Annotated in this window: 4 protein-coding genes and 1 pseudogene; 3 read left to right on the forward strand and 2 right to left on the reverse strand. The window is 70.3% G+C overall.

Features of this window, described 5'->3' with window-relative positions:
• Together GH736_RS16715 and lpdA are read left to right on the forward strand one after the other, a co-directional pair.
• A partial coding sequence (locus tag GH736_RS16715) for a hypothetical protein (protein WP_203230819.1) occupies nucleotides 1-868 on the forward strand: 868 nt, incomplete at its 5' end.
• A gap of 61 nt (nucleotides 869-929) precedes the next feature.
• On the forward strand, nucleotides 930-2,327 hold the full coding sequence (lpdA, locus tag GH736_RS16720) for a dihydrolipoyl dehydrogenase (RefSeq protein ID WP_159605354.1): 1,398 nt from the start codon (nucleotides 930-932) through the stop codon (nucleotides 2,325-2,327).
• Nucleotides 2,328-2,496: 169 nt separating this feature from the next.
• Here lpdA and GH736_RS16725 read toward each other — a convergent pair whose 3' ends face one another.
• On the reverse strand, nucleotides 2,497-4,128 hold the full coding sequence (locus tag GH736_RS16725) for a solute symporter family protein (RefSeq protein ID WP_159605356.1): 1,632 nt from the start codon (nucleotides 4,126-4,128) through the stop codon (nucleotides 2,497-2,499).
• On the reverse strand, nucleotides 4,128-4,511 hold the full coding sequence (locus GH736_RS16730; RefSeq protein WP_159605358.1) for a DUF485 domain-containing protein: 384 nt from the start codon (nucleotides 4,509-4,511) through the stop codon (nucleotides 4,128-4,130). Before GH736_RS16730 ends, GH736_RS16725 begins: the two co-directional genes overlap by 1 nt.
• A 208-nt stretch (nucleotides 4,512-4,719) precedes the next feature.
• Here GH736_RS16730 and GH736_RS16735 point away from each other — a divergent pair.
• A pseudogene (locus GH736_RS16735) lies at nucleotides 4,720-5,242 on the forward strand (hypothetical protein); the annotation flags it as partial.

Raw genomic sequence — 5,242 nt, forward strand, 5'->3', positions numbered from 1 at the left:
CGTCGCGGTGATGGCGGCGCTGAGCGGGGGCGGCGGCGACGATGGCGACGGCGCGGCCGACGTCGCGGCGGTGACGCTCCCCGCCGAAATCGAGGTCCGAGGGGACACGGGGTGGACGCCGACCGGTCTCGAGTGCACCGGCGGGCGTCGTCTCCTCCTCAACGCCACCGGCGAGGTCGAGGTCGAGGACCTCGGGGGCATCGCGCTGACGCCCGAGGGCGCCTGGCAGCAATACTCCGCGATCGACCCGCAACCGTACGCGTCGCACGCCTCGCTCATCGGGCGCGTGAGCGACAGCGGCCTGCCGTTCGTCGTCGGCTCACGGCTGGCGATGGAGTGCCCCGCCGACGGCGACCTCCAGCTCGGCTTCAACGACTCGGATCCCGGCGGCAACGTGGGATCCTTCACGGTGACGGCCTCGGATGTCACCGAGGACGCGACCATCACGCTCGACGCCCTCACGCCCATCACCGTCGACGTGCCGGCCAGTGCCGGCGACTGGGTGCCCACCGGGATCACGTGCCTCCCGGGCGCCACCTACTCGGTCTGGGGGAACGGCGTGATCATGTGGGGCGAGGACCAGGAGCTCACGTCGGTGGACGCCGGCGGCGCGGAGGTGTTCACGCAGCAGGCGAACGACCCGAGCGACAACGTGCCGGGCCTCGAGGACGCCGAGCACGGCTCCCTGATCGGAGCCATCGACGGCCTGCCGCCCTACGTGGAACTCGGCACCGAGTCGTACTTCGACTGCTACGGCGGCGGCGGTCGGATCGGCCAGGTCGTGCTGGGCGTGAACGATCTCGCCCGCGACGACAACACGGGCCAGTTCACCGTGATCGTGTCCCGCATCACCCCTCCGTCGGGCTGATCACCGGCGTGGTCGCATCCCACCCGTGACGCGGGAGCGCTCCCGACCTAGGCTGGCCCGCATGAGCCATTTCGATGTCGTCGTCCTCGGCGCGGGTCCGGGCGGCTATGTCGCCGCGATCCGCGCCGCCCAACTCGGCCAGAAGGTGGCCGTCATCGAGGAGAAGTACTGGGGCGGCGTCTGCCTCAACGTCGGCTGCATCCCCTCGAAGGCCCTCCTGCGCAACGCCGAGCTCGCGCATATCTTCCACGATCAGGCCGCGACCTTCGGCATCTCGGGCGACGTGCGGTTCGACTTCGGCGCCGCCTTCGACCGCAGCCGCCAGGTGTCCGAGAAGCACGTCAAGGGCGTGCACTTCCTGATGAAGAAGAACGGCATCACCGAGTTCGACGGCCGGGGCACCTTCCGCGACGCCAACACGATCGACGTGGCCAAGGCCGACGGCTCGACCGAGACGGTGACCTTCGCCAATGCGATCATCGCGACCGGCTCGCGGGTGCGGCTGCTTCCCGGCGTGCAGCTGTCGCAGAACGTCGTCACCTACGAGACGCAGATCCTCACGCGCGAGCTGCCCCGCTCGATCGCGATCGTCGGAGCCGGCGCCATCGGCATGGAGTTCGCCTACGTGCTGCGCAACTACGGCGTCGACGTCACGGTCATCGAGTTCCTCGACCGCGCCCTCCCCAACGAGGACGTCGAGGTCTCGAAGGAGATCACGCGGCAGTACCGCAACCTCGGCATCCCGATCCTCGCCTCGACGAAGGTCGAGACGGTGGTCGACAACGGCACCTCGGTCACCGTGTCGTACACGGGCGCCGACGGCCAGCCCGGCTCACTCGAGGTCGACAAGGCCCTCATCTCCGTCGGCTTCGCCCCGAACGTCGAGGGCTTCGGGCTCGAGAACGCGGGCGTGCAGCTCACCGAGCGCGGCGCGATCGGCATCGACGATCGGATGCGCACCAACGTGCCCCACATCTTCGCCATCGGCGACGTCACCGCCAAGCTCATGCTCGCCCACGTGGCCGAGGCGCAGGGCGTCGTCGCAGCCGAGACCATCGGCGACGCCGAGACCATGGAGCTCGGCGACTACCGGATGATGCCGCGCGCCACCTTCTGCTCGCCGCAGGTCGCGAGCTTCGGGCTCACCGAGCAGCAGGCCCGCGACGAAGGCTACGACGTGGTGGTCGCGAAGTTCCCGTTCACCGCGAACGGCAAGGCGAACGGCCTCGGCGACCCCGTCGGCTTCGTGAAGCTCGTCGCCGACGCCAAGTACCTCGAGCTGCTCGGCGGCCACCTCATCGGCCCCGACGTGTCGGAGCTGCTGCCCGAGCTCACCCTCGCGCAGAAGTGGGACCTCGGCGCACTCGAGCTCGCCCGCAACGTGCACACGCACCCGACCCTGTCGGAGGCGCTGCAGGAGGCGTTCCACGGCCTCGCCGGCCACATGATCAACATGTGACCCCGGATGCCGCGGCCGACGGCGCCCGGCACGGAAGCGGGGCGGATGCTGCGACGCGAGGTCGCGGCATCCGCCCCTGGTGTTCCATCGACGCGGCCGGGCAGGCGTTCCTGCCGCGTCGAAGGTGATCCGGCGACGGGGACTTCCCAGCTCCCGCCGCCGGAACCCTCTAGTGCTGCACCGCCTTCTCGGCGCCGACGCCCGTGAGCGAGCGCACCTCCATCTCGGACTGCTTGAGCGGGTCCTCGGTGCCCTTGTCGAGCACCGTGCCGAGCCAGCCGAGGAAGAAGGCCAGCGGGATCGAGATGATGCCGGGGTTCGACAGCGGCACGATGTCGAAGTCGGCCCCGGGGATCATCGAGGTGGGGGTGCCCGACACGACGGGCGAGAGCGCGATGAGCACGATCGCCGAGCCGAGGCCGCCGTACATGCTCCAGAGCGCGCCCTGGGTCGTGAACCGCTTCCAGAAGAGCGAGTACACGATCGTCGGCAGATTGGCGGATGCCGCGACGGCGAAGGCCAGGGCCACGAGGAACGCCACGTTCTGGCCGTTCGCGCCGATGCCGCCGATGATCGCGATGATGCCGATCACGACCACCGTGCGACGGGCGACCTTGACCTCGGCGCCCGGAGCGGGCTTGCCCTTCTTCACGACGCTCGCGTAGATGTCATGCGCGAAGGACGCGGCCGCGGTGATCGTCAGCCCGGCGACGACCGCGAGGATCGTCGCGAACGCGATCGCCGCGATGAGGCCGAGCAGCACCGGACCGCCGAGCTCGAATGCGAGCAGCGGGGCCGCCGAGTTCGCCCCACCGGGAGCCGCCGCGATCGCCTCGGGGCCGATCAGCGCCGCGGCGCCGTAGCCGAGCACGAGCGTGAACACGTAGAAGATGCCGATGAGCCAGATCGCCCAGACCACCGACTTGCGGGCCTCCTTCGCCGTGGGAACGGTGTAGAACCGCATCAGCACGTGCGGCAGGGCCGCGGTGCCGAGCACGAGCGCGAGGCCGAGCGAGAGGAAGTCGAGCTTCGCGACCTCGGAGACGCCGTACTTCAGCCCCGGGTCGAGGATCGCCGGGTTGCCCGCGGTCGCGACCGCGTTGTCGAGCAGCGTCGAGAAGCTGAAGCCGTTGATCGCGAGCACCCAGACGGTCATCACCGCCGCGCCCGCGATGAGCAGGCCCGCCTTGATGATCTGCACCCAGGTGGTGCCCTTCATGCCGCCGATGAGCACGTAGAGGATCATGAGCGCGCCGACGACCGTGATCACCACGGCCTGCCCGAGCTTGTCGCCGATGCCGAGCAGCAGCGACACGAGCCCGCCCGCTCCGGCCATCTGCGCGAGCAGGTAGAAGAAGCACACCACGAGCGTGGTCGTGGCCGCGGCGATGCGCACCGGGCGCTGCTTGAGCCGGAACGACAGCACGTCGGCCATCGTGAAGCGGCCCGTGTTGCGCAGCAGCTCGGCGACGAGCAGCAGCGCGACGAGCCACGCCACGAGGAATCCGATCGAGTAGAGGAATCCGTCGTAGCCGGTGACGGCGATCGCGCCGACGATGCCGAGGAAGGATGCCGCAGACAGGTAGTCGCCCGCGATCGCGGCGCCGTTCTGCCCGCCCGTGAACGACCGGCCGGCGGCGTAGTAGTCGGAGGCGGTCTTGTTGTTGCGGCTCGCGCGGAACACGATGATCAGCGTGATCGCGACGAACGCGCCGAAGATCGTGATGTTGAGCCAGGGCTCGCCCGGCGAGGCGGCCGCGGCTTCGGCCGCGAGGTGCGTGTGGGTCTGGATCTGCGTCATCAGCGGTTCGCCCCCTCGGTCTCGGATGCCGCGGCGGCATCCGCCTCGATGCCCTCACGGATCTCGGTGGCGAGCGGGTCGAGGCGCTTGTTCGCGAAGTGCACGTACCACGTGGTCACCGCGAACGTCGTGACGACCTGCGCCAGGCCGAGCAGCATCGCGATGTTGATGCTGCCGAACACCGGCGTCGACATGAAGTCGTGCGCGTAGCTGGCGAGGAGCACGTAGGCGAAGTACCAGACGAGGCAGGCGGCCAGCACCGGGAACACGAAGCCCCGGTGCGTTCGGCGGAGGGTCTGGAACTCCGGTGATTGCTGGATGGCGGGGTAGTCGACATCGGCCAGTGCCGTCGACGTGTCCGCGCTCAGGGCGTCGTTGCCCATGGCGTCTCTTCTCCTTCGAGGGGGGTCTCGGCGGACCGTCCGCCGCGCCGCTGCAGCGAGCCGTCAGGGCGGCGGGGCGATGCAGTGGCACCATGCTGGCGCTCGGTCCGGAGCGCCGGGGCTGCTCGCCGTTCGTCGTCGCCGAGCGGCGCCCATCGTGCGACGAACGGCTCCGCCGCGACGACGAACGACGGCTACGCTGACCTGCATGCCCGAGTCGATGCTGCTCGCCGCTGCCGCCGGAGTGGTGGCGGGGGCGCTCGCCGTCGGGGTGGTGCTGCTGCTGCGACGCATCGTCGTCTCGTCGAAGGAACTCGGCACCGACGTGGAGCGGGCGACCTACCAGACCCTCCACCTCGCCAGCCGCGCCGCGAAGCACCTGCGTGGCGGCATCGACGAGGTCGACGCGGTGCGGGCCGGGCGCTACCTGCGGGCGCTGCTCGGCTGCGAGACGCTCGCGCTGGTGGATCGCTCGGGCGGGGTCGTGGTCGAGGGCGACGACGCCGTACGCGCCGTGGCGGGCCGCCTCGCGGCGGAGGCGAGTGCGTCGGGCAAGTCGCAGGTGCAGCGGCGCATCGCGATCGGCGATCGTGAGGCCGATGCCGTGGCGGCGCCGATCCGTACCGATGGCCGAGCGGTCGGCGCGATCGTGGCGTTCGCGGCTGTAGAGCGCGAGCACCAGCGCGATGACGATGCCCGCCGGGATCGCGAAGCCGAGCGAACGCCGCACG

The sequence above is a fragment of the Agromyces humi genome (assembly GCF_009720255.1).
GTDB lineage: Bacteria > Actinomycetota > Actinomycetes > Actinomycetales > Microbacteriaceae > Agromyces > Agromyces humi.